15 protein-coding genes are annotated in these 20,975 nt (G+C 70.8%); 4 read left to right on the forward strand and 11 right to left on the reverse strand.

Features of this window, described 5'->3' with window-relative positions; genetic code table 11:
- The 5 genes from E0E30_RS10145 to E0E30_RS10165 all read right to left on the reverse strand — a co-directional run bounded on the left by E0E30_RS10145 (window position 1) and on the right by E0E30_RS10165 (window position 5,864).
- A complete protein-coding gene (locus tag E0E30_RS10145) occupies window positions 1–204 on the reverse strand; it encodes a DUF3073 domain-containing protein (RefSeq protein WP_130866169.1) in 204 nt (67 codons plus the stop codon).
- Window positions 205–337: 133 nt separating this feature from the next.
- A complete protein-coding gene (purM, locus tag E0E30_RS10150; protein WP_130866170.1) occupies window positions 338–1,405 on the reverse strand; it encodes a phosphoribosylformylglycinamidine cyclo-ligase in 1,068 nt (355 codons plus the stop codon).
- A complete protein-coding gene (gene purF / locus E0E30_RS10155) occupies window positions 1,402–2,895 on the reverse strand; it encodes an amidophosphoribosyltransferase (protein ID WP_130866171.1) in 1,494 nt (497 codons plus the stop codon). The genes purM and purF overlap by 4 nt, the downstream gene beginning before the upstream one ends.
- A gap of 48 nt (window positions 2,896–2,943) precedes the next feature.
- Window positions 2,944–4,230 carry an MFS transporter gene (locus tag E0E30_RS10160; RefSeq protein WP_245306567.1) on the reverse strand — a complete coding sequence of 429 codons (1,287 nt, stop codon included), beginning with the start codon at window positions 4,228–4,230 and terminating at the stop codon, window positions 2,944–2,946.
- A 290-nt stretch (window positions 4,231–4,520) separates the two neighbouring features.
- A complete protein-coding gene (locus tag E0E30_RS10165; RefSeq protein ID WP_130866173.1) occupies window positions 4,521–5,864 on the reverse strand; it encodes a dipeptidase in 1,344 nt (447 codons plus the stop codon).
- Between the two features lie 207 nt (window positions 5,865–6,071).
- On the opposite strand from E0E30_RS10165, the gene E0E30_RS10170 reads away from it, so the two are divergent.
- Window positions 6,072–7,808, forward strand: coding sequence for a BCCT family transporter (locus E0E30_RS10170; protein WP_210115816.1), 1,737 nt, complete (start codon window positions 6,072–6,074; stop codon window positions 7,806–7,808).
- Between the two features lie 61 nt (window positions 7,809–7,869).
- Here E0E30_RS10170 and purL read toward each other — a convergent pair whose 3' ends face one another.
- Window positions 7,870–10,125: a phosphoribosylformylglycinamidine synthase subunit PurL gene (gene purL / locus E0E30_RS10175; protein ID WP_130866174.1), complete on the reverse strand. Its 2,256-nt coding sequence runs from the start codon at window positions 10,123–10,125 to the stop codon at window positions 7,870–7,872.
- A 422-nt stretch (window positions 10,126–10,547) separates the two neighbouring features.
- On the opposite strand from purL, the gene E0E30_RS10180 reads away from it, so the two are divergent.
- The gene (locus tag E0E30_RS10180) at window positions 10,548–11,906 is read left to right on the forward strand and encodes an MFS transporter (protein WP_411914001.1); all 1,359 of its coding nucleotides are present in this window, start codon (window positions 10,548–10,550) and stop codon (window positions 11,904–11,906) included.
- Between the two features lie 29 nt (window positions 11,907–11,935).
- Here the strand turns inward: E0E30_RS10180 and E0E30_RS10185 are convergent, their stop codons facing one another.
- The 3 genes from E0E30_RS10185 to E0E30_RS10195 all read right to left on the reverse strand — a co-directional run bounded on the left by E0E30_RS10185 (window position 11,936) and on the right by E0E30_RS10195 (window position 17,114).
- Window positions 11,936–12,937, reverse strand: coding sequence for an asparaginase (locus E0E30_RS10185; protein WP_130866176.1), 1,002 nt, complete (start codon window positions 12,935–12,937; stop codon window positions 11,936–11,938).
- A 34-nt stretch (window positions 12,938–12,971) separates the two neighbouring features.
- Window positions 12,972–15,539, reverse strand: a complete 2,568-nt coding sequence (gene pepN / locus E0E30_RS10190; RefSeq protein ID WP_210115817.1) for an aminopeptidase N — start codon at window positions 15,537–15,539, stop codon at window positions 12,972–12,974.
- A gap of 216 nt (window positions 15,540–15,755) precedes the next feature.
- Entirely contained in the window at window positions 15,756–17,114 is a 1,359-nt protein-coding gene (locus tag E0E30_RS10195) for an FAD-dependent oxidoreductase (RefSeq protein ID WP_130866177.1), read from the reverse strand.
- Between the two features lie 246 nt (window positions 17,115–17,360).
- Between E0E30_RS10195 and E0E30_RS10200 the strand changes: the two genes are divergently transcribed.
- Window positions 17,361–18,284, forward strand: a complete 924-nt coding sequence (locus E0E30_RS10200) for an N-acetylglucosamine kinase (RefSeq protein WP_130866178.1) — start codon at window positions 17,361–17,363, stop codon at window positions 18,282–18,284.
- Between the two features lie 40 nt (window positions 18,285–18,324).
- On the opposite strand, the gene purQ is transcribed toward E0E30_RS10200, so the two are convergent.
- Window positions 18,325–19,005: a phosphoribosylformylglycinamidine synthase subunit PurQ gene (purQ, locus tag E0E30_RS10205; RefSeq protein ID WP_130866179.1), complete on the reverse strand. Its 681-nt coding sequence runs from the start codon at window positions 19,003–19,005 to the stop codon at window positions 18,325–18,327.
- Between the two features lie 2 nt (window positions 19,006–19,007).
- The gene (locus E0E30_RS10210) at window positions 19,008–20,168 is read right to left on the reverse strand and encodes a phosphoribosylaminoimidazolesuccinocarboxamide synthase (protein ID WP_130866180.1); all 1,161 of its coding nucleotides are present in this window, start codon (window positions 20,166–20,168) and stop codon (window positions 19,008–19,010) included.
- Window positions 20,169–20,300: 132 nt separating this feature from the next.
- Here E0E30_RS10210 and ahpC point away from each other — a divergent pair, with 132 nt between their 5' ends.
- A complete protein-coding gene (ahpC, locus tag E0E30_RS10215) occupies window positions 20,301–20,864 on the forward strand; it encodes an alkyl hydroperoxide reductase subunit C (protein WP_130866181.1) in 564 nt (187 codons plus the stop codon).
- Window positions 20,865–20,975: the final 111 nt, after the last annotated feature.

A 20,975-nucleotide genomic window follows, 5' to 3' on the forward strand; every position in this document is an offset into this window, starting at 1 on the left:
TCAGTCGTCCTCACCGTAGTGGGCATACTTCTCGGCAAGATCGGCGTACTCGTCGGACAGCCCCTCGTCCTGCTGGGGGTCCTCGTCGTGGCCTCGGTCGCCTCGGAGCTCACGCTCCAAGGACTCCAGGTCCATGTCCACCGAACGGTACTTGAGATCGCGAGCGACCTTGGTCTGCTTCGCCTTTGCACGGCCGCGCCCCATGTGGGTCGACCCCCTCGCTCTGTCATCGCGGCATTGCCGCCATAGGTCAAATAACTGTCGTGAGGCACAGGCTACCCGAGGCAGTGGGCACCTGCCAAAGCACGCCCACCACCTGTCCGGGTGCCGTCGGGGATCAGGACACCGGATGGTCCCCCACGAGCTCGACCACCGCCGGCTCCCCGGCGGACGAGGCCTGCACCGTTCCGCACGGCCAGGCCGGCAATCCGCGTCCGGCAAGGAACTCGATCGCCCCGGGCAGCTGCGACGCCGGGAGGACGAGCACCATCCCGACCCCCATGTTCAAGGTCGCCTCGATGTCAGCCCGTGAGACGCCACCCACCTGTTGGACCAGGCCGAAGATCGGCGCCGGGGCCCAGGAGGCCCGCTCGACGGTCGCTCGGACGCCCTCGGGAAGCACCCGCACGAGGTTGTTGGCCAGGCCCCCTCCGGTGATGTGGCTCATGGCGTGCACCTCGACCTGACGTAGGAGGGCCAGCAGGTCGGCGGCGTAGACGGTGGTGGGGGTGAGCAGCTCCTCGCCGAGCGTGCGTCCGAGCTCGTCGACGTGCCGGTCGAGGGACCAGCCGGCGTCCGACAGGAGGACCTTGCGCACGAGGGAGTAGCCGTTGGAGTGGAGGCCCGAGGAGGCCACGGCGAGCAGGGCGTCACCGGGGACGATGCGCTGGGCGCCGAGGATCTCGTCGTGCTCGACCGCCCCGGTCGTCGCCCCGGCGACGTCGTACTCGTCGGGGGCGAGCAGCCCGGGGTGCTCGGCGGTCTCCCCGCCGAGCAGGGTGCAGCCGGCCTTGCGGCAGGCGGCGGCGATGCCCTTGACGATGCCGGCGATCCGCTGCGGGTCGACATGACCGCAGGCGATGTAGTCGGTGACGAACCAGGGCTCGGCGCCGACGACGACGAGGTCGTCGACGAGCATGCCGACCAGGTCGAACCCGATGGTGTCGTGGACGTCCATGGCCCGGGCGATGGCGACCTTGGTGCCGACGCCATCGGTCGAGGTGGCCAGGACGGGGTGCCGGTACCGCTGGAGGGCCGAGGCGTCGAAGAACCCGGCGAACCCACCGAGTCCGCCGAGCACCTCGGGACGGCGGGTGCGGGCGACGTGGTCCTTCATGAGGTCGACGGCGCGGTCCCCCGCCTCGATGTCGACGCCGGCGCGGGCGTAGGCGGACTGTTCGGTCATGGCTGGGTGCCCTCCTGCGTGGTGTGGGTCAGGTGCGCCTCGGCGAGCATCGGTTCGGCGCCCCGTGGCACCTCGACCGGGTAGACGCCGTCGAAGCAGGCCCGGCACAGGTCATCGGTCGGGACGTGGGTGGCACGGACCAGACCCTCGAGGCTGATGTAGGCCAGCGAGTCGGCGCCGATGGATCGGCAGATCTCGTCGACGCTGAGACCGGGGGCGATGAGCTCGGCCCGGGTGGCGAAGTCGATGCCGTAGAAGCAGGGCCACTGGACCGGCGGGGAGGAGATGCGCACGTGCACCTCGGCGGCCCCGGCCTCCCGCAGCATCCGGATGAGCTGGCGCTGGGTGTTGCCACGGACGATGGAGTCGTCGACGACGACGAGCCGCCTTCCCTCGATGACGTCGCGCAGCGGGTTGAGCTTGAGCCGGATGCCGAGGTTGCGCAGGGTCTGGGAGGGCTGGATGAAGGTGCGTCCGACGTAGTTGTTGCGCACCAGTCCCATGCCGTACTTGATGCCGGACTCGTCGGCGTAGCCGATGGCCGCGGGGGTCCCCGACTCGGGCACCGGGATGACGAGGTCGGCCTCGGCCGGCGCCTCCTGGGCGAGGATCTTGCCGATCTTCACCCGCACGTTGTGCACCCGACGTCCCGAGATGACGGTGTCGGGGCGGGCCAGGTAGACGTACTCGAAGATGCAGCCCTTGGGGCGGGCCCGGGCGAAGCGGCAGGTCCGCAGGCCTGCGGCGTCGATCGTCACCATCTCGCCGGGCTCGATCTCGCGGACGAAGGTGCCGCCGACGATGTCGATGGCGGCGGTCTCGGAGGCCACCACCCACCCCGAGTGGAGGCGTCCGAGCACGAGGGGCCGGATGCCCTGCGGGTCGCGGGCGGCGTAGAGGGTCGTGTCGTCCATGAAGACGAGGCTGAACGCACCCTTGAGGAGGGGAAGGACGGTCATCGCGAGCTTCTCGACGGGCTCGTCGTAGGTCGTCATGAGGGCGGTGACCAGGGAGGTGTCGTTGGAGGAGTCCATCCGGTCCTTGTGCGGGACCTCGTGCCCGGGGTCGCGGGCGGCGATGAGGGCCTCGAGCTCCTCGGCGTTCGTGAGGTTGCCGTTGTGGGCCAGGGACAGGCCGCCGCCCCCCGGGCGCGACCGGAAGGTCGGCTGGGCATTGTCCCAGACGCTCGAGCCGGTCGTCGAGTAGCGGGTGTGGCCGATCGCCAGGTGACCGACGAGGGAGTTGAGGGTGGCCTCGTCGAAGACCTGGGAGACCAAGCCCATGTCCTTGAAGACCATGGTGCGACGACCGTCGGACACGGCCATCCCGGCCGACTCCTGCCCGCGATGCTGGAGGGCGTACATGCCGAAGTAGGTGAGCTTCGAGACGTCCTCGCCCGGGGCGTAGATCCCGATGACCCCGCAGGCGTCCTGCGGGCCGTGGTCGAGGGGGTCGAGGTCGGCGGTGAGCCGTCCGTCAGCGCGCGTCACGGGGTCCACACTATCCCAGCGGTTGCGGTCGCGGGCCGGGCGAGATGCTCAGGCGGAGGCCTCCCGGGTGGCGAGGCCGGCACCCGAGACCGGGGCCGCCGTCGAGGCCATGTCGACGCCCGGGGCGCCCGCCGTCGGCACGTCGACGCCCGAGACGGCAAGTGCATGGAGGAAGGCCGCGACCCCGACCCCCACGGTGAGGGCGTAGGCGGCAGTGCATCCGCCCCAGTCGGACAGGCGTCCGGCGATCGATGCCCCGACGGCGTACCCGAGGCTCGTCGTGGCGGCCAGGAGGGTCATGACGGTACCGATCCGGGCCGGGGACGCCGCCCGCTCGGCGACGCTGAAGAGGGTGATCATGTACGGGGCCGCCGCCATGCCGAGCACGAGCATGGCCGGGATGAGCAGCCCGATGGTGTGGATGAAGAGCAGTGGGACGGCCAGCACCCCCAGGGCCAGGGCGAAGAGCTTCCATCGCGCCGTGAGCCCGAGACGACGGGCCAGACGCGGCAACATGAGGCCCGCGGTGGCGCTGCCGACCGACAGGAGGGCGTGCATGAGTCCGGCGACCCCGGGACGACCCGCCTCGGTGGCCAGGCACGTCGTGCCGGTCTGGACCGACCCGAAGACGAGTCCCATGAAGAAGATGCCGGCCACCGTGTGCACGACCCCCCGGGTGAAGAGGGGTCCGGCGTCGGCGCTGGTTCGCACCGGTCGGGCCGGGACGAGTCGGACGGTCGGGTGGAGCGCGAACCACGTGCCGAAGACGAGCAGCAGGACACCGGCGACGGCCAGGGCCGGGACCGGACCGAACGCCACCGCCAGCACACCGACGAGGGCGGGGCCCAGGGCGAAGGAGGCCTCGTCGGCGGCCCCCTCCCAGGCGAACGAACTCTCGAGCACCCCGGCCCGGAGCTGCGGGTTCTCGGCGGCCAGGGCGCGCCAACGCACCCGGGCCATGGTGCCGATCTGGGGCAGGAAGAGCCCGGTGATCGCACCGATGACGGCGATGAGCGGCCACGGGGCACCCATGACCGCCGCGAGGGCCTCGAGGATGAGACCGACGCCGGAGATGAGCGACTGGGCGAGCATGATCTCGCGCTGGCCCCGGCGATCGGTGAGAGCGCCGGCGATCGGTGCGCCGATGGCGATGCTCGCCGCGATCGCCCCGGCACAGACCCCGCCCGGACCGAGCCGTCCGGCGACCATTGGGCTGGCGACGAGAAGCATGGTGCCCATCTGGCTCATCGCCAGGGGCATCCGACCGATGAGACCGGTGATGACGAAACTGGGGCCCGACAGGCCGAAGAGGCGGCGATAGGGCAGGGCGGTCACGGGGACACCTTTCGAGGACGAGGACGATGTCGCGTCTCCCCACCCTGCTGACGCGTCCTGCGAGATCTGCGATGCAGCCTCGCCCCTGCCGGGGCAGCACCCCCGACGGGGGCATTCTACGCGAGAGACGTCGAGGTCTCTGGGACCGACCGCCATGACACGACGGGTCGAGCAAGCAGCCATGGGCAGGAACGGCGGGCGCCGGGCGGACACGAGGACGGGGCCCGGCCGGGCCCCGTCCTCGTCCTCAGGTGTCCGGTGATGCCCTCACCCGCCACTGCAGAAGGGTCTCAGCGCGCCAGACCGGCCAGCAGCAGCGCCTCGGTGAGGATCGCCTTGTGGAAGTCGCCCAGATGGAGCGACTCGTCGAGACCGTGCATCCGCGAGTCCGGGTCGGTCACCGCCGTGACGAGCACCGTCGCCTCGGGGTAGGCGTGCTGGAGGTCGGTGACCAGGGGGATCGCCCCGCCGGTGCCCATCTCGACCGGGTCCATGCCCCAGGCCGCCCGGAACGCCTCCTTGGCGACCTGCGCGTCCGGCCCGGAGAAGGGGACGACCCCGGGGGCCCCGGCCTCGCCGGGGGTCACCGTCACCCGAGCGCCGAAGGGGGCGTGCGTGCGCAGGTGTTCCATGAGCGCCTCGAGCTCCACCCTGGGGTCGGCGCCGGGAGCCACCCGCAGCCCGACCTTCGCCCGGGCCACCGAGGGCAGGATGTTGATGGCCTGGTCGACCGGGGTGGCGTCGAGAGCCAGGACGCTCACCGACGGGCGGGTCCACATCTTGTTGGCGGCATTGCCGGTCCCGAGCCACTCGACCCCGTCGAGGATGGCCGTCTCGACCCGCAGCCGGTCCTCGGGGTACTCGACCTCGGCCGGGGCGGCGGGGTGGAGGCCGGCGACGGCGACGTCACCGTGCTCGTCGTGAAGGGTGGCCAGGAGCCGGCACATGCTCGTGAGCGCGTCCGGCACCACCCCACCGAACTGGCCGGAATGCAGCGGGTGGTCGAGGGTGCGCAACTCGACGACGCAGTCGGCCACCCCTCGCAGGGTCGTCGTCACCGACGGCTCCCCCTGGTCCCAGTTGACCGAGTCGGCGATGACGATGACATCGGCGGCGAGCTCGGCCTTGTGCCGCTCGATGATCGAGACCATCGACGGGGAGCCGATCTCCTCCTCTCCCTCGACGAAGAGCGTCACCCCGACCGGGGGTCGGCCGTCGAAGGCCTTGAGGGCGGTGAGGTGGGCGACGACCCCTCCCTTGTCGTCGGCGGTGCCGCGGCCGAAGAGTCGGTCCCCGCGCCGGGTCGCGACGAAAGGCTCGGAATTCCACAGGGTGACATCACCGGTCGGCTGGACATCGCCGTGGGAGTACAGGAGGACGGTCGGCTGTCCCTCGGGCGCCGGCCAGTGCGCGATGACCGCGGGCAGGCCGTCGTCCTCGGTGACGACGGCGGCGTCGGCGGCTCCGGCGGCCAGGGCGGCATCGGCCACGGCCCGGGCGTTGTCACGCACTCCTTGCGGGTTGAGGGAACTCACCGACTGGATCGCGACGAGCTCGGTGAGCTGCTGGACGGCGGGCTCGAGGAGCTCGTCGACCTTGGCGGACAGACTGGGGAGAACGGAAGTGACATCCATGGTCCGAGCCTAGTTGTTGGTGACCGCCCCCGTGCTCGGAGCCCGGTGGCAGCCCCGGGCGTCCGGGACGCCGTCACCATGGACGTCGGACCCGGATGTCGCCGACCTCCGGATAGCCGGGCGGACTCCGTGAGAGAATTCACCAGTCCTCGGGTCCACCGACACCGGGCCCAGCAGAGACGACATTTGTCCCCTCCCTAGGAATTCATGACTCGCACGCCACCGATGCCCCGGACCGAACCGACCGCCGCCGAGACGCCACCGGAGGTGAGATCCTCCCTGGCCTCCAGGGTCTTCTGGCCCGCCGCCGGACTCATCGTCCTCTTCGTCCTGCTGGCCCTCGCCCTGCCGGGCCCGACGAACGAGGTCATCTCGGTGCTCAACAGGACGGTCGTCCACTCGGTCGGGTGGTACTACGTCCTGGCGGTGAGCGGATTCGTCATCATCGCCCTGGTCATCGCCGCCTCCCGACTGGGCGACACCCGACTCGGCCGTGACGACGACTCCCCCGAGTACTCCCTGGGATCGTGGTTCGCCATGCTCTTCGCGGCCGGCATGGGCATCGGCCTGGTCTTCTGGGGAGCGGCCGAGCCGCTCTCGCACTTCGTCACACCACCACCGGGCACCGGAGGTGACGCCGCCGAGCGTGCCCGTCAGGCCATGCAGACGTCCTTCCTGCACTGGGGCCTGCACGCCTGGGCCATCTATGTCATCGTCGGTCTGGCGGTGGCCTACGCGTGCCACCGCAAGGGGCACCCCATCTCCCTGCGCTGGACCCTCGAACCGCTCCTGGGCGACCGCGTCCGCGGCTGGGTCGGCGACCTCATCGACATCGTCGCCATCATCGGCACCCTCTTCGGCGTCGCCACCTCGCTGGGGCTCGGCGTCACCCAGGTGTCGTCCGGACTCACCTTCCTCACCGGCATCACGGGATCACGGGGGCTGCTCGTCGGCCTCGTCGTCCTCTTCGCCGGACTGGCCGCGGTGAGCGTCGCCACGGGGCTGGACGCCGGCATCAAGTTCCTGTCGAACACCAACCTCGTCATCGCCGCCCTCCTCGCCCTGGCCCTGCTCGTCGTCGGACCGACCCAGTTCCTCCTGTCCAGCGCCGTCCAGAACATCGGGGAGTACGTCCAGTCCCTCATCGAACTGTCCTTCCGGACGATGCCCTTCGAGGGGGACGCCGGCCAGTCCTGGATGGCCGGGTGGACGACGAACTACTGGGGTTGGTGGATCTCGTGGTCCCCCTTCGTCGGGATCTTCATCGCCCGCATCTCCAGGGGACGCACGGTGCGCGAGTTCATCATCGGCGTCATGCTCGTCCCCACCCTGGTGAGCGTCCTGTGGTTCACCGTCTTCGGTGGCAACGCCATCTGGCAGCAGATCTTCGGCACCAAACTCACCGTGGACGGCGCGGTGGACGCCAACACGACCCTCTTCCGCATGCTGGAGACCCTGCCGGGAGGCACCGTCATGGCGTGGGTGTCGATGGCCCTGCTGGCCATCTTCTTCGTCACCTCGTCGGACTCGGGCTCCTACGTGCTGTCCATGCTCTCGTGCGGCGGCGACCCCGACCCCAGCCTGTGGGTCCGACTCACCTGGGCCGTGCTGTCCGGGACGATCGCCGCGGTTCTCCTGTCGGGGGATCCCCGAGGGCTGTCGGCCCTGCAGACGATGGCCATCCTCACCGCACTGCCCTTCTCGGTCGTCATGATCGGGATGTGCGTGGCGCTGTGGCGGGAGCTGTCGCGTGAGGTGACGGTGCGCCGTCACAACCGGATGAGCGACTTCGGCGAGGCCGTGCGCCGGACGGTCCGCGAGGACCTCGTCGACGAGTTGCGGAACCCACCGTCCCGACCGGGACGACCGATCGAGGTGTCGCCGGAGGTCCGACGCCTCATCCGGGTCCTGCGCCGCGGTCAACGCAAGCGCGACAGGGCCTGAGCCGGCCCGGCGGCCCGTCGTCGACCCGGCCCGAGGTGCCTGGCCGGGTGGACCCGCGCCCTCACTCCCCCATGACGGCGGGGATGGGGGCGCGCCAGGCTCGACGCACCTCGTCAAGGCCGAGGGTGAGGAGCCCCTGCACCTCGATCTCACCGGAGTCGATGACCTCGCCCAGCCGGGTCACGGGCACCCCGGCCTCCCGGCACACGTCGACGAACCGGCCGTAGGAGGACGCCGGCAGGGACACCAGCGCCCGGGCCGGGGTCTCGGAGAACAGCGCAACGGTGGGCTCCCCCTCCAGGGTGAGCGAGACGCCGTGGCCGCCCTGGAGGCAGGACTCGACGAGCGCCTGCGACAGTCCGCCCTCGGACAGGTCGTGGGCCGAGCTGAGCAGCCCCTCGGCCGCGGCGGTGGCCATGACGTCCGCCAGCGCCTTCTCCGCCCCCAGGTTCGGCATCGGGGGCATGCCGCCGAGGTGCCCGTCGTGGAGGACGTCCTCCCACACCGATCCACCGAGCTCGCATCGCGTCTCGCCGAGGAGGAGGACGGCGTCTCCCGCGTGGGCGAATCCGGTGCGGATCCGGGTGCGCACGTCGTCGAGGATCCCCAGGACGCCGACGAGCGGGTTGGGGCGGATCGACTCGTCCCCGGTGCGGTTGTGCAGGCTGACGTTGCCGCCGGTGACGGGGACGCCGAGTTCACGGCAGCCGTCGACCAGTCCGAGGATCGTCTCGGAGAACTGCCACATGACGGCGGGCTCGTAGGGCGAACCGAAGTTGAGGCAGTCGGTGATGGCCAGCGGCGTCGCCCCGGTGACGGCGACATTGCGATAGGCCTCGCTCAGCGCCAGCTGGGCGCCGAGGTAGGGGTTGAGGAGGCTGTACCGTCCGTTGGAGTCCAAGGACAGGGCGATGCCGAGGTTCGTCCGCTCGTCGACGCGGATGATGCCGGCGTCCTCGGGCTGGGCCAGGACGGTGTTGCCGCGCACGAACCGGTCGTACTGGTCGGTGATCCACGAGCGGTCGCACAGCGCGGGAGAGGACGCCAACGCCACCATGGCCCGGGCCAGGGCCTCGCCGGAGTTGTCCCTGGGCAGGGCATTGGCGTCAGCGGCGTTGACCTCGTCGATCCAGCCGGGACGGGCCTTGGGCATGTCGAGGACGGGCCCGTCGTGGGCAACGGTACGCGGGTCGACGTCGACGATCCGCTCCCCGTGCCAGTCGATGAGCAGCCGGTCGCCGTCGGTGACCTCGCCGATGACCGTCGCCTGGACGTCCCAGTGGCGGCAGATCTCCATGAAGCGGTCGATGTTCGCCGGCGTGACGACGGCCATCATCCGCTCCTGGGACTCGCTCATGAGGATCTCCTCGGGGGCGAGGTTGGGGTCGCGCAGGGGGACGCGGTCGAGTTCGACGTGCATGCCTCCGTCCCCGGCACTGGCCAGCTCGCTGGTGGCACATGAGATGCCGGCGGCGCCGAAGTCCTGGAGGGCCTCGCAGACGCCGGCATGGAAGAGGTCGAGGGTGCACTCGATGAGGAGCTTCTCCATGAAGGGGTCGCCGACCTGGACGCTGGGCCGCTTCGACTCCCCCTCGGCGGCGAAGGACTCCGAGGCCAGGATGGAGGCACCGCCGATGCCGTCGCCCCCGGTGGCCGCACCGAAGAGGACGACGAGGTTGCCGGCCCCGGACGCCTTGGCGAACTGGAGGTCCTCATGGCGCAGGACGCCGACGCACAGCGCGTTGACGAGGGGGTTTCCGTAGTAGGTGGGGTCGAAGAGGGTCTGGCCGCCGATGGTCGGCAGGCCGAGGCAGTTGCCGTAGTCGGCGATGCCCGAGACGACCCCGGGCAGGACGCGGGCGGTGTCGGGGGCGTCGAGCGGACCGAAGGCCAGGGCATTCATGACGCCGATCGGGCGGGCACCCATGGCCATGATGTCGCGGACGATGCCGCCGACGCCGGTGGCCGCGCCCTGGTGCGGCTCGACGTAGGACGGATGGTTGTGGGACTCGGCCTTGAAGGTCACGGCCAGGCCGTTGCCGATGTCGACCACCCCGGCGTTGTCACCGATGCCGGCCAGCAGTGGACCGCGCGGCGTCTCCTGGGGCAGGGCGGCGAACTTCCTGAGGTAGATCTTCGACGACTTGTACGAGCAGTGCTCCGACCACATGACCGAATACATGGCCAACTCACCACCGGTGGGACGCCGCCCCAGGATCTCGCGGATCCTCGTGTACTCGTCCCGGTTGAGGCCGAGGTCGGCCCAGGGCTGGTCGAGGTCGGGCGTGCTGACGGCGTTCTCCACTGTGTCTGCCACGGCACCAATTTAGCGAAGCGGTCGCCCGTGGCGCAGCAGGTCGGCCGGGGCGACCGAGGTGCAGGGTCGTGCCGTCGTGGCAGGCTCGGTGATGGGGACCTCGCTCCGGAAACCACCACCCACCGACCGCCGGACGCCACTTGGCGCCAGAACATCCACCTTGCTCCCTGTATTCCGGGCGCAGGGTGCAGTCTTGGGAGCAAGGTCGAAGCCGGCGGCCATTCCCGGAGCAGAGTGAAGAGGGCGTCCCCGGGGCGCGAGGCCTGACAGCGCCGCCACCGGATGCGCCAGGTTCTCGACATGGGCGTCCCGGGGGGCGCGAGGCATGACAGGGTCCCACGGGTTCCGTGCCGCCGACACCGACCTCCGCCACCACCCGGACAATGCCCCTCCCCCGCGCCACGGACCTACGATGGTCCTTCGTGGACACCCCGGGCTCGACGCAGGATCCAGCGTCCAGCCGTCCCCCGACGCCCACGGCCCGGGCCTGGATCGTGTGGCTCACCGGGGTGCTCGTCTACGGCGTCGCGATCATGCACCGCACCTCGCTGGGGGTCATGGGACTCACCGCCGCGCAGCACTTCGGGGCCCCCGCCTCCGTCGTCTCGACCTTCATGGTGCTCCAGCTGGCTGTCTACGCCCTCGGCCAGATCCCCGCCGGACTCCTCCTCGACCGCTTCGGGCCCCGCCGCGTCCTCACCGCCGGAGCCGCCCTCATGACCCTGGGCCAGGTGCTCATCGCCGTCGCCCACTCCCCCGCCGAGGCCATGGCCGCCCGCACCCTCGTCGGCCTGGGTGACGCCTGCACCTTCGGCTCGGCGATCCGGCTCGTACCCCTGTGGTTCCCCGCCCGTCAGGTACCGCTCCTCACCCAGCTCACCGGGCTCCTGGGACAGGTGGGCCAGATCGTCTCGGCCGTCGTCCTCGTCCCCCTCGTGGAGGACGCCGGCTGGCGCACGACCTACCTCGTCGCGGCCGCGGTCGGCGTGGCGGCCGTCGTCGGCGGAGCCCTCCTGCTGCGGGACGCCCCACCGGGAGTCCGCCGATCCGCCTCGACGACGAGCCTGCACGACCTGCCGCGCGAGCTCGTCGACATCGCCCGCCACCCGGCGACCCGGCTGGCCTTCTGGGCACACTGGACGACGAACTTCCCGGCCATCGTCTTCTCGATGATGTGGGGCATGCCGTACCTCACCCGCGCCGAGGGCCGGTCGACCGCGACGGCGTCGGCCCTCATGACCCTCTTCGTCCTGGCCAATGCGGCCGGCGGCCCGGTCGTCGGCATCCTCACCAACCGGTATCCCCTGCGGCGTGACTCGCTCATCCTCGGCACTATCGTCCTGTCGGTCATCCCGTGGACCGTCGTGCTGCTCTGGCCGGGCCGCAGCCCGCTGTGGCTGCTCGTCGTCCTCGCCGCCGGACTCGGGCTGACCCTGCCCGGCGGGGCGGTCGGGTTCGACGTCGCCCGCACGAGTCACCCCGGCCACCGGCTCGGTACCGCCACCGGGATCGCCATCATGGGCGGGTTCATCGCCGGGCTGGCCGACATCCAGATCATCGGCCTGCTCCTCGACCGGCTGTGCCCGGGCGGGCGCTACACCCTCTCGGGGTTCCGCTGGGCCATGGCCACGCAGCTGCCGTTCTTCGCCGTCGGGATCATGGGGATCATCGTCAATCGGGTGCGGCTGCGGCGCATCCTCGCCGCGCACGGCGTCGTCGTGCCCACCTGGCGCCAGGCTCTGGAGCGCAATCGCAGACTGCGCGCCAACCGGCACGGCTGACCCCCCGGACAGCCGTGGGCCGACGCCCCTCAGCCGGTGAGCTCCCCGGCGATGTTCCGCCCGATCCAGGCTGCGACGTCGGGCCCGCCCAGCCCCTGGGACAGCAGGAAGCACACCTTGGCGTAGGCCGCCTCGAGGGTCATGTCGCGCACCCCGACGGCCCCTGCCGCGGCCAACTCGTAGCCCGCAGCGTAGCGCCCGGGAGCGACATCGGACTGGTAGCACTGGGAGGCGATGAGCACCGGCACCCCGGCCCGCACCGTCGACCTCAGCACCTCGAGCACCCCGGGCTCCTCGGAGGGGATGTTGCCGATCCCGAAGGCCCGGATGACGACGGCCTCGGGCAGCGGGGTGAGCATCGCCGCGAGACGCTCGGCGGTGATTCCCGGGGCCACCGAGACGACGGCGACGTCACAGCGCCGGTACGGCCGTGGGTTCGTCCAGCCCTCCCCGCCGGCGGGACGCCCGGTCCACTGCCAGGGCGACCCTTCGTGGGCCAGGGCGGGCACGTTGGGCGAGTCGAAGGCGCGCAGGTCCCAGGACGAGATCTTGGTGACCCGTGGACCGTCGAGCAGGGTGTGGGCGAAGAAGACCGCGACCGAGGAGAACCGGCCCGCCGACGCAGCCCGCAACGCCCCGATGACGTTCGGGGCGGCGTCCGAGCCCGGCGCCCCCAACGGCCGTTGCGAGCCGGTGAGGACGACCGGCAGGCCCAGCTCGGTGAGGGCGTAGGACAGCGCGGCCGAGGTGTACGCCATGGTGTCGGTGCCGTGGAGGACGACGAACCCGTCGGGCCGCTCGCCCTCCTCCCGGGCGTCGTGCACGACGTCGACGATCCGCTGCCAGAACAGCGGGGTGGTGTTCGAGGAGTCGACGAGGGGGTCGAGCGACGTCACGCCCGTGCCGTCGGCCAGGTCGGTGCCGGCCAGTACCTCGGCTAGCCAGCCGCGCAGGTCGGCCCCGGGGGCGAGCCCCCGGGGCGTCTCGATCATGCCGACGGTGCCGCCGGTGTAGACGACACGAAGCCTCACGAGGCCAGCCTCTCGACGCGGTACCGGGGCAACCTCACAGGCGTGCCGAGTTGTACGCCCGGGCCGTCGTCGCCCGGGCCGCCAGGTCGCGGCGTTCGCGCACCAGACGCCCGAGGGCCCCCGGCGCGGTGGGGTGCTCGTCGATCCACCGATGGGCGTCGTTGGCGTTGCGCTCCGGATCGTCGGAGGGGAACAGCCCGACGACCAGACGGCTGGCCATCTCGATGGGGAACTCACCCCAGATCCGCTCGAGATCGTCGAAGTAGCCCGCGTCGAGGTCGGTGAACAGGTCGGCACCCAAGGGTGTGCGCAGGCCGGCGATGACGGCGTCCACGTGCTCATTGGTGAGCTCACCGGGGGTCATGAGGCGGTCCCAGGCGGCCTTCTTGGCCTGCGCGTCGGGGCGGGCGGTGAGCGCCTCGAGGTGGGCGTTGACGCCGTCCTTGGTGCGATCCTGCTCGAGCTCGGCGTCCAGCTCCTCGATGGTGGCCTGTCCGAGCGCCGCCAGGGTGATCCAGGCCGACCAGCGCAGCTCGGGGCCGACGGCCAGGCCGGCGGGGACGCCGCTGCCGTCGAGCAGGGACCGTACCCGATCGGCGCTGCTCGGGTCACCGGCGCTGGCGGCCAGCGCATGACGGGCCCAGATGATCTGGACGTCGGACCCGGCCGGGACGGCGGCCAGCGCGGCCCAGGCATCCCGGGCCAGGCGTCCCCGGGCGCCTTCGACGGCCCGCGGCGGCAGGTACTGCTCGACCGCCTGCCTGGCCTGGGAGAGCACCTGGCGGAGGATGGCCGGATCGGTCTCCTTGACGGCATGGGCCTCGACGGCGTCGAGGTAGGAGTGGACGGCCAGCTTGGCGTCGCGCACGGCATTCCAGAGGATCGACCAGACGAGGGCTCGCGCCAAGGGGTCGGCCAGTCCCGACAGGTGCTCCAGGACGGTACGCGTGCCGGCGGGGTCGAGCCGCACCTTGGCGTAGGACTCGTCCCCGTCGTTGATGAGGACGAGGTCCGGGGCCGGACACCCGCGCAGGGCCTTGACCGGAGTGCGCGGGCTGGTGAGGTCGACGGTCACCAGGTCGGTGCGGACGAGGGCGTCCCCCTCCACCTTGTACAGACCGACGCCGAGGGTGTGCGGGCGGTTGACCGGCTGGTTGGTGCGCCCGTCGAGGGAGTCCCGGATGACGGTGAGCTCGGTCATGACGCCGTCGGTCACGGCGACGTCGGGCAGCAGGGTGTCGAGCCCACTGGTGCGCAGCCAGGCCTTCGACCAGCCGGAAAGGTCCCGTCCGGAGGCCTTCTCGAGGTGCCTGAGCAGGTCGTCGAGGGTGGCCGAGGAGAAGGCCAGGTCGCGGAAGTAGGCGCGAGCTCCGGCGAAGAACTTGTCGACGCCGACATGGTGGACGAGCTGCTTGAGCACCGAGGCGCCCTTGGCATAGGTGATGCCGTCGAAGTTCTGGCTGGCCGCCTCGAGATCGGTGATGTCGGCGCTGATGGGGTGGGTCGTCGAGAGCTGGTCGGCGGTGTAGGCCCAGGCCTTGCGGCCGACGGCGAAGTCGACCCAGGCGTCCTTGTAGCGGGTGGCGGCCACCGAGGCGTGGGCCCCCATGTACTCGGCGAAGGACTCCTTGAGCCAGTTGTCGTCCCACCAGCGAGGGGTGACGAGGTCGCCGAACCACATGTGCGCCATCTCATGGAGGATGGTGTTGGCACGGCTGGCCAGTTCGGCGCGGGTCGGCTTCTCCCGGTGGATGTAGCGCTCCGAGAAGGTCACGCAACCGGGATTCTCCATCGCCCCCAGGTTGTACTCGGGAACGAAGATCTGGTCGTACTTGCCCCACGGGTAGGGGTAGGCGAAGGCCTTGTGGTAGAAACTCAACCCCTGCTTGGTGATCTCGAAGATCTCGTCGGCATCGAGGTACGGGCGCAGGGACTTGCGACACAGCAGACCCAGCTCGACGGTCTCGGATCCGTCGGCGCTCGTCCAGGAGTCCTCGATGCGCTCATAGGGGCCGGCGGCGATGGCCGACAGATAGGTCGACAGCCGTGGGGTGAGGGCGAAGTCGTGCAGGACTCCCCCGTCCGGCAGATCGCTGGTGTCGGAATGGGGCTGGTTGCTGATGACCCGCCAACCCTTCGGGGCCTTGACGTCGACGTCGATGTGGGCCTTGAGGTCAGGCTGCTCGAACACCGCGTAGGCATGACGGGAATCGGCCGGCTCGAAGTGGGTGTAGAGGTAGGTGTTCCCGTCAGCGGGATCGACGAAACGGTGCAGGCCACGGCCCGAGTGGGAGTAGGGCAGGGTGGCGACGACGTCGACGCAGTTCTTGCCGGGAGTCAGACCGTGCAGGCCGACGCGGGCACCGTCGTACTCGACCTCGGCCGGGGTGCCGTTGATGGTGACGGACTCGACCTCGGCGTCGAGCAGGTCGAGGAAGGTGTCGGTGATGGCGGAGGTGAACCGCACGCGGGTGCGGCTGGCGAAGCGTGTCTGCTGCGGGTCGGCAGCCTGACGGATGTCGAGGGTGACGTGGTACCGCTCGACGGTCAGGTTCTGGCTGCGGTGACGGGCCTCGTCGCGGGTCAGATTCTTCGAACTCACGAGGCCACCCTATTGCAGGACAGCCGGCCTCTCCATCGATGGGGGCAGGTCCCCTGAGCGACTGCCGCGGGGCTGCAGGACCGATGTCGCCGGCGTCCTCCGGCGGCCCCCTCGGGCTCGGGGAGGACGCCACCGCGCATCCTGTCCCAGCGGCGCCAAGGCACGATCAGTCCAGCGGCGCCAAGGCACGATCAGTCCAGCGGCGCCAAGGCACGATCAGTCCAGCGGCGCCAAGGCGCCGAGGACCTCGTTGAAGGCCTCGGTCGACGACGGATGGGTCCAGATCCCGTCACGCAGGGTCTCGTAGGTGACTCCCGCCCTCATCGCCAGAGCGACGAGGTTGACGAGCTCCTGGGAGTCGATGCACCACAGGGTCGCGCCGAGGATCGTGTGGTCGTGGGCGTCGACGAGCAACCGGATGATCCCGTCGGTCTGGCCGACGATGTTGGGCCGCGGCATGGCGGCGACGGCCGCCACGTCCTTGGTGGCCACGAGAACCTCTCGCCCGGACTGCCGCGCCTGCTTCACCGTCATCCCGACCTGGGACAGCGGCGGGGTGATGAAGGTCGAGGTGGGCACGGCGACCCGGTCGCTGCGGCGTCGCGGGCCCTCGTGCAGGGTGTCCCAGAGGATGCGGTTGTCGTCGAGGGAGACGTACGTGAACTGCGGGCCGCCGTTGACGTCGCCGACCGCGTAGACCCCCTCGACGGTGGTGCGCAGCTGGTCATCGACGACGATGTAGCCCCGCTCGTCGGTGGCGACCCCGGCCGCGGCCAGGTCGAGGTCCTCGGTGGCCGGACGCCGTCCGGCGGCCACGAGCACGGCGTCGGCGGCGACGACACCGCTCCCGGTGACGACGTCGACGTGGTCACCGGCGTCGTCCAGGCTGGACACCGTGGCCCCGGTGACGACCTCGACGCCGTCGCGCCCGAGCACCTCGAGGACCCGAGCGGCGACGTCCTCGTCGAGGGCCGGGGCGAAGGTCCGTCCGGCCTCCAGGACGGTGACCTTCGACCCGAACTTCGCGAACATCTGGGCGAACTCCAGACCGATGAAGCCGCCGCCGATGACGACGAGCCGGCCCGGCAGCGGGTCGACGTGCTGGATCGACGTCGAGTCGTGGACGCGGGGCCCGTCCGCCCCGGGCAGCGGCGGGGAGGCCGGATGGGAACCGGTGTTGATGATGATCGTCGGGGCGGTGACGAGGACCTCATCATCGCCGCCGACCACCTTGACGGTGTGCGCCCCGGTGAAGCTGGCCAGACCGTCGAGCAGGGTCACCTTGCCCTCGAGCATGCCGTGGTTGGCCTTGTTGAGCTTGGCGATGAGGGCGTCCCGACCGGCGACGGCCGAGGCGAAGTAACTCACCGGATCCTCGTCGCGGCGCTTGGAGGCCGAGTCGATGAGGTCCTTGGTGGGCACACAGGCGATGTTGATGCACGTGCCGCCGTACATCTGCGGGGACCGCTCGACGAGCGCGACCTTGCGCCCCTCCCCCGCGAGGCGTCCGGCGATGGTCTTGCCAGCCTTGCCCCATCCGATGACCAGCACGTCGACGTCGAGGTTCTCGCTCATTGGTGTGCGTTCCTTTCCCTGGCAGTGTGCAGATGTCGTGTGCAGAGTGGCTGGGCGTCCACCCGCTGTGACAACCTGCCGGACCCCCTCCTATTCCGACCACCGGCCCGGCCGAGCCCACCCGACGAGCACGGGGTCCGATGAGGCGGACGAGCGCGGGTTCGATGAGGCGCTACGAGCGCGGGTCCGATCACCCGCGGCGAGCGCGTGGGGCCTGCCGGGACCACCCCGGGCTAGCCTGACGCCATGACGAACGACCAGGTGCTCCTCGCCTGCGACGCCGGCCAGTCGAGCACGAGGATCCGCAGCGAGCAGGACGGATGGATCGAGACCCTCGAGGGGGTCCACACCGACCACCCTCTCGGCCCCCAGCTGGCCGCCCTCGTCAGCCGGGTCGTCGAGCGACATCCCGACCTGGGCACCCGCGGGTTCGACGTCGCCCTGGGCTCCTCGGGGGCGACCGACGACGAGGACGCCGAGGGTCCGGCGGCCGCCCTGCGCCCCCTCGGCCTGGGCCGGCTGCTGCTGGCCCACGACTCGACGACGAGCTACCTCGGCGCCCTCGGGGAGCGTCCGGGCGTCGTCACCGCCGCCGGGACCGGGGTCATCACGCTGGCGGTGGGACGCCAGGAGGTCGCCCGGGGCGACGGCTGGGGATGGATCATCGGCGACGAGGGCTCGGCCTTCTGGCTGGGTCGGGCCGGACTGCGCGCGGTCCTGCGCGCCCATGACGGGCGTGGGCCGGCCACCGCCCTCACCGGTTCCATCGGCGCCGACTTCGACGACATCGAGGCCGCCTACCTCGCCATCCAGGCCGATCCGCTCAAGGTCTCCCGCCTCGCCGGGTACGCCGCCCTGGTCACCAAGGCGGCCGATGCCGGTGACGAGGTCGCCCGACGGATCTGTCTGGACGCGGCCCACGAACTGGCCCACACGACGGCGACCGGGCTGCGTCGGGTCGGCCTGGGCCCCGAGGACGAGCCTCCGGTGGCCCTTCTGGGCGGCGTCATGGGTTCCGAGCTCATCCGCACCGCGATCGGTGAGGACCTGGCCAGGCTCGCCCCCGGCGCCCGGATCGTCGAGCCCCTCGGGACCGGGCTGGACGGGGCGGCGGCCCTGGCCACCGTCGATCCGAGCTCGCCCCTGGGACGGCGCATCGCCATCGCCTGAGACCCCGGACGGGGACACTGCCCGACCGGCCGCGCGGTGCTCAGGAGGCCTGGGCGGTGAGGAAGCGCAGCAGTGAGGAGAAGAACGCCAACCCGTCGGTCGACCCACCGGTGAGTTCCTCGACGGAGTGCTCCGGGTGCGGCATGAGTCCGACGACGTTGCCAGCCTCGTTCGTCACCCCGGCGATGTCGTGGGCCGACCCGTTGGGGTTGACGCCGTAGCGGAAGACGACCTGGTTGTTCGCCTCGATCCGGGCCAGAGTGGCCTCGTCGGCGACGTAGTTGCCCTCCCCGTGCTTGGCGGCGATGCGAAGCCGCTCGCCCTGGGTCATGGCACAGGTCCAGACGGTGTCGTTGCTCTCGACGACGAGTTCGGGAACCGAGCAGTGGAAGCGGCGCTTCTCGTTGCGCATGAGCGTTCCGGGCAGCAGATGGGCCTCGCAGAGCACCTGGAACCCGTTGCAGATGCCCAGCACCGGAAGGCCCTCGGCAGCGGCGGCCTTGATCGAGGACATCACCGGCGAGAGGGCCGCGATGGCCCCCGCCCGCAGGTAGTCCCCGTAGGAGAACCCGCCGGGCAGGACGACGGCCTCCACCCCGTGGAGGTCGGTGTCGGCATGCCACAGGGGCACCGGCTCGGCGCCGGCGATACGCACGGCGCGGGCGGCGTCCTGGTCGTCAAGGGTGCCGGGGAAGGTGACGACCCCGATACGTGCGGCCATCGTCACTGCTCCACGCGCACGTCGTAGGACTCGATGACGGTGTTCGCCAACATCTCCTCGGCGATCCTGCGCACCTCGTCGAGGCGGTTCTCGACGCCGTCGCCGGTGATCTCGAAACGCTTGCCCTGCCGCACCGTCAGACCCTCGTGCCCCAGGCGCCCCAGGGCGCCGGTGATGGCCTTGCCCTGCGGGTCGAGGATCTCCGGCTTCGGCATGACATCCACCACAACACGTGCCATGGCCGTGATCCTATCGGTTGTGACCCCGTCGACACCTGCCGTGGCACGAGCCAAGGGGTCGTCGATCCCGGTGAGCCGCGACCACGCCTCGAGGTAGCGGGCCCTCGTCGCCGCGACGACGTCGGCGGGCAGGGCTGGAGGCTCGGCGTCACCGGTGCGATCCCAGCCCGAGGGCCCGGTGAGCCAGTCGCGGACGAACTGCTTGTCGAAGGAGTGGTTGGCCCCGCCCGGGGCCCAGCTGGCGGCGTCCCAGAACCGTGAGGAATCCGGGGTGAGCACCTCGTCCCCCAGGACGATGGTGCCGTCGGCGCGTCGGCCGAACTCCACCTTGGTGTCGGCCAGGATGATGCCTCGCTGCCGGGCGATCCGCTCGGCGCGGGTGTAGATGGCGATCGACAGGCGGCGCAGCTCCTCGGCCGCCTCGGCGCCGACGATGCCCACCAGTCGCTCGAAGTCGATGTTCTCGTCGTGCTCCCCGTAGTCGGCCTTGGTCGCCGGGGTGAAGATCGGTTCGGGCAGCCGCGACCCGTCCTGGAGGCCGTCGGGCAGGGCGATCCCGCACACCGACCCGCTGCGCTGGTACTCGGCCCACCCCGACCCGGTGAGGTAGCCGCGCACGACGCACTCGACCGGGAACATCGCGAGCTCCTCGACGACCATCGCCCGGCCGGCGACCTCCTCGGGGACGTCGGTGGACACCAGATGGTTGGGGACGACGTCGGCGAGCTGGTCGAACCACCACAGGGAGATCCCGGTGAGGACCCGGCCCTTGTCCGGGATCCCCGGGGTGAGGATGTGGTCGTAGGCGCTGATCCGATCGGTGGCGACCATGAGGAGCCGACCAGGTTCGGGGAGCCGGTACAACCGACGCACCTTCCCCTCCGCGATGAGTGGCAGGTCCGGGGCGGCGTCAGGAGTGGCCATGGTCGAATCATGCCACCGCCACCGGCGAACTGACGTCAGGACTCCGTCACGCCGACGTCACATAGACGTCATCGATGACATGACCCATGCGCTATAGGCTGGCACTATCGACATCCACGACGAGAGGAAGACATGAGCCTCATCAACACCCAGATCCAGCCCTTCACGGCGAACGCCTACCGCAACGGAGACTTCATCGAGGTCAGCCAGGACGACATCGCCGGTTCCTGGGCGATCTTCTTCTTCTACCCGGGAGACTTCACCTTCGTGTGCCCCACCGAGCTCGCCGACCTGGCCGAGCACCACGACGAACTCGAGCGGATGGGGGTCAAGGTCTACTCCGTCTCCACCGACTCCCACTTCGTCCACAAGGCCTGGCACGACACCTCGGCCGACGTGTCGAAGGTCCAGTACGCCATGATCGGCGACCCGGCGCTCACCCTGACCCGCAACTTCGACGTCGAGCGCGTCGGCGCCGGCCAGGCGGACCGCGCGACCTTCCTCGTCGACCCGGACGGCGTCATCCAGTTCTACGAGCTCACCGCCGAGGGCATCGGCCGCAACGCCACCGAGCTGGTCCGCAAGGTCAAGGCCGCGCAGTACATCCGCTCCCACCCCGGCCAGGTGTGCCCCGCCCACTGGGAGGAGGGGGACGACACCCTCGCCCCGTCCATCGACCTCGTCGGAAAGATCTGAACCCGAGACCCCCTCGCGACGCCGGTCGTCGCGACTCCGGCAGGGGCCGCCACGTCCCTGCCGGGGGCCCACGACCGGGGCCCCTCGTCCCACATCACCCCACCGATCCGA

The organism is Acidipropionibacterium timonense (assembly GCF_900605005.1).
Lineage (GTDB): Bacteria > Actinomycetota > Actinomycetes > Propionibacteriales > Propionibacteriaceae > Cutibacterium > Cutibacterium timonense.

Bases quoted from the DNA above. Each gene is read 5' to 3' on its own strand.
- E0E30_RS10165 (WP_130866173.1), bottom strand. From the start codon at position 5,864: ATGGATGTCACTTCCGTTCTCCCCAGTCTGTCCGCCAAGGTCGACGAG.
- purM (WP_130866170.1), bottom strand. From the start codon at position 1,405: ATGACCGAACAGTCCGCCTACGCCCGCGCCGGCGTCGACATCGAGGCG.
- E0E30_RS10195 (WP_130866177.1), bottom strand. From the start codon at position 17,114: ATGAGCGAGAACCTCGACGTCGACGTGCTGGTCATCGGATGGGGCAAG.
- purQ (WP_130866179.1), bottom strand. From the start codon at position 19,005: ATGGCCGCACGTATCGGGGTCGTCACCTTCCCCGGCACCCTTGACGAC.
- E0E30_RS10145 (WP_130866169.1), bottom strand. From the start codon at position 204: ATGGGGCGCGGCCGTGCAAAGGCGAAGCAGACCAAGGTCGCTCGCGAT.
- ahpC (WP_130866181.1), top strand. From the start codon at position 20,301: ATGAGCCTCATCAACACCCAGATCCAGCCCTTCACGGCGAACGCCTAC.
- E0E30_RS10170 (WP_210115816.1), top strand. From the start codon at position 6,072: ATGACTCGCACGCCACCGATGCCCCGGACCGAACCGACCGCCGCCGAG.
- E0E30_RS10210 (WP_130866180.1), bottom strand. From the start codon at position 20,168: ATGGCCACTCCTGACGCCGCCCCGGACCTGCCACTCATCGCGGAGGGG.
- E0E30_RS10200 (WP_130866178.1), top strand. From the start codon at position 17,361: ATGACGAACGACCAGGTGCTCCTCGCCTGCGACGCCGGCCAGTCGAGC.